Origin of the sequence: Variovorax sp. E3 (assembly GCF_016082275.1) — a bacterium.
In the GTDB taxonomy this organism is placed as follows: domain Bacteria; phylum Pseudomonadota; class Gammaproteobacteria; order Burkholderiales; family Burkholderiaceae_C; genus Variovorax.
Genome location: NZ_MOWM01000303.1, coordinates 1 through 2877 on the forward strand (window position 1 = coordinate 1; position 2877 = coordinate 2877).

At 70.5% G+C, this 2877-nt stretch carries 2 protein-coding genes and 1 pseudogene; all 3 read left to right on the forward strand.

What is annotated here, in order from left to right:
• On the forward strand, positions 1-805 hold an 805-nt coding region (locus BMG07_RS40315; RefSeq protein ID WP_198089162.1), incomplete at its 5' end, for an ABC transporter permease.
• 11 nt (positions 806-816) lie between these two features.
• Positions 817-1955: pseudogene (locus BMG07_RS40320) on the forward strand (ABC transporter permease).
• Positions 1956-1970: 15 nt separating this feature from the next.
• On the forward strand, positions 1971-2877 hold a 907-nt coding region (locus BMG07_RS40325; RefSeq protein ID WP_198089163.1), incomplete at its 3' end, for a TolC family protein.

Here is a 2877-nt window from a genome sequence, read left to right on the forward strand (position 1 = left end):
GCCGGCGGGCAACGCGCGCGTGCAGCTCATCGTGCACGGGGCGGACGCGGGGCGCGCGAGCATCGTGCTGGCCTACGTGAGCGGCGCGCTCGCGCAGGCGGGCGTGCGGCAGATGGACCGCGGCGGCAGCGCGTCGGGCGCCGATGCGCCGCCCACCGGCAGCGTCACCGTCGAGCAGCGCATGTGGTTCAACGCTGCCAACACCAGCACCTGGTACCTGGTGCCGGGCCTCATCGTGCTCATCATGACGCTGGTGGGCGCCTTTCTCACCGCGCTGGTGATGGCGCGCGAATGGGAGCGCGGCACGCTGGAGGCGCTGTTCGTCACGCCGGTGCGGCCGGTGGAGATCCTGCTGGCCAAGATCATTCCGTACTTCGGGGTCGGCATGCTGGGCCTGGCGCTGTGCCTGCTGTCCGCGCGCTTCCTGTTCGAGGTGCCGATGTACGGCTCGCTGATCGTGGTGGTGTTCAGCTCCATGCTCTACCTGATCGTGGCGGTGAGCCTGGGGCTGGTGATCTCGTCGGTCACGCGCAATCAGTTCCTCGCGAGCCAGGTGGCGCTGATTGCCACCTTCATGCCCTCGATGATGCTGTCGGGCTTCCTGTTCGACCTGCGCAACGTGCCCACGGCCGTGCGGGTGGTGGGGCAAGTGCTGCCGGCCACCTACTTCATGGACCTGATCAAGACGCTGTTCCTCGCGGGCGACGTGTGGCCGCTGATCTGGCGCAACTGCGCGATCCTGATGGCGTACGCGGTCGGCCTGCTGCTGGTGGCGCGCGCGGTGACGCGCAAGAGCCTCGACTGAAGACACGTGCCATGACCGCCCTCCTCGCCCCCCTTGTCGACTTCTTCCTGCGCGTGGCCAACCTCTGCCGCAAGGAACTGCTGACGATCCTGAAGACCCGGCCACGCGCGCCATCCTGGTCGCGCCCGCGCTGCTGCAGAGCATGATCTTCGGCTACGGCGCGACCTACGACCTCACCAACGTGCCCTACGCGCTGCTCGACCAGAGCCGCAACGGCGCGTCGTCGGAACTCATCGCGCACCTGGACAGCACCGGCGTGTTCCACCGCGTGGCCACGCTGCGCACGCAGTCGGACATCCGCGAGGTGATCGACGCCGAGCAGGCCCTGCTCGTCATCCAGATCCCGGCCGACTTCGAGCAACGGCTCAGCGCGGGGCAGACGACGGCCGTGCAACTGATCCTCGATGCGCGCAACTCCAACACCGCGGGCTCGGCGGCGGGCTACGTGGGCGCGGTGGTCGAGCGCTACAACGCCGAGCTGCGCGCGCGGGCGGGTGCGCCGCCCACGCCGCTGGTGGTGGAGTCGCGCGCGTGGTTCAACCCCAACCTGGAAACGCGCTGGAACCTGCTGCCCGGCATGATCGCCGCGCTCAGCATGCTGCAGACGCTGCTGCTCACCGCGCTGTCGGTGGCGCGCGAACGCGAGCAGGGCACCTTCGACCAGTTGCTGGTCACGCCGATGTCGCCGCTGGAAATCATGATCGGCAAGGCGCTGCCGCCGGTGCTGGTGGGGCTGGTGCAGTCGTCGCTGATCCTGCTGGTGTCGCTGTTCTGGTTCGACATTCCGATGGCGGGCTCGCTCGTCACGCTCTACACGGGGCTGCTGTTCTTCACGATCGCGAGCGTGGGCATCGGCCTGTCGATCTCGGCCGTGTCGGCCAACATGCAGCAGGCCATGCTCTATGCCTTCGTGCTGCTGATGCCGCTGATGCTGCTGTCGGGCCTGACCACGCCGGTGCGCAACATGCCGCACCTGCTGCAGGTGGTGACGCTGGCCAACCCGCTGCGCTTTGCCATCGACCTGGTGCAGCGCGTGTACCTCGAGGGCGTGGGGCTGGGCACTGTCTGGCACAACCTGATTCCGCTCGCCGTCATCGCCGCCGTCACGCTGCCGCTGGCCGCGTGGCTGTTCCGCAACCGCCTTGTTTGACACCGGGAGCGCGCCATGTCCCTTCCCTTCCCCCTTGCTCGTGCCGCAGGCACGCTCGCCCTGGCGCTCGTCATTGCCGGCTGCGCCGTCGGCCCCGACCGCAAGCCGCCCGACACCCGGGCACCCGCCGACTGGTCGGCATGGCACGGCGGCTCGCCCGCGTTGCTCGGCGCCGAGCGGCAACAGGCGCCCGCCACCGGCACCGCGTCCGCCGACTGGTCGGCCTTCGGCGATCCGGAACTCGACCGCCTCCAGGCCATGGTGCTCGCGGGAAACCCCGACCTGCAAACGGCCGCCCTGCGCTTTGCCCAGAGCCGCGTGCAGCGCAGTACCACGGCCGCGCAGCAGCTGCCGCAGGTCAACGCCAGCGCCGGCGTCACCCGGCAGCGCCAGAGCGAGAACGGCGCGGGCACGCGGTTGATCGACGCGCTGGGCTCGGGCGCCTCCAACCGCGACCAGTTGATCGGCACGCTCAGCGAGCCCTTCAACCTCTACCAGGCGGGCTTCGATGCCTCGTGGGAAATCGACCTGTGGGGCCGCGTGCGCCGCGCCGTCGAGGCGGCCGATGCCGACGCGGGCGCCTCGGCCGCCCTGCTGCGGCAGGCCCGGCTCAGCGTGCAGGCCGAGCTGGCGCGCAACTACTTCGAGCTGCGCGGCACGCAGCGCGAACTGCGCATTGCACGCGCCGACATCGCGGCGGCCGCCGAGTCGCTCGAGTTGGTGCGCGCGCGGGCCGACGGCGGCCTCGTGAGCGACCTGGACCCGGTGCGCCAGCACACGCAGGTGGCCGAACTGCGCGCGCGCATTCCCGCGCTGCAGCAGCAGGAGGCCGACGCAATGAACCGCATCACGCTGCTGGCGGGCGCCGTGCCGGGCGCGCTGAACGCCGAGCTGGCCGACACCGCCACGGGCGATGCGCTCG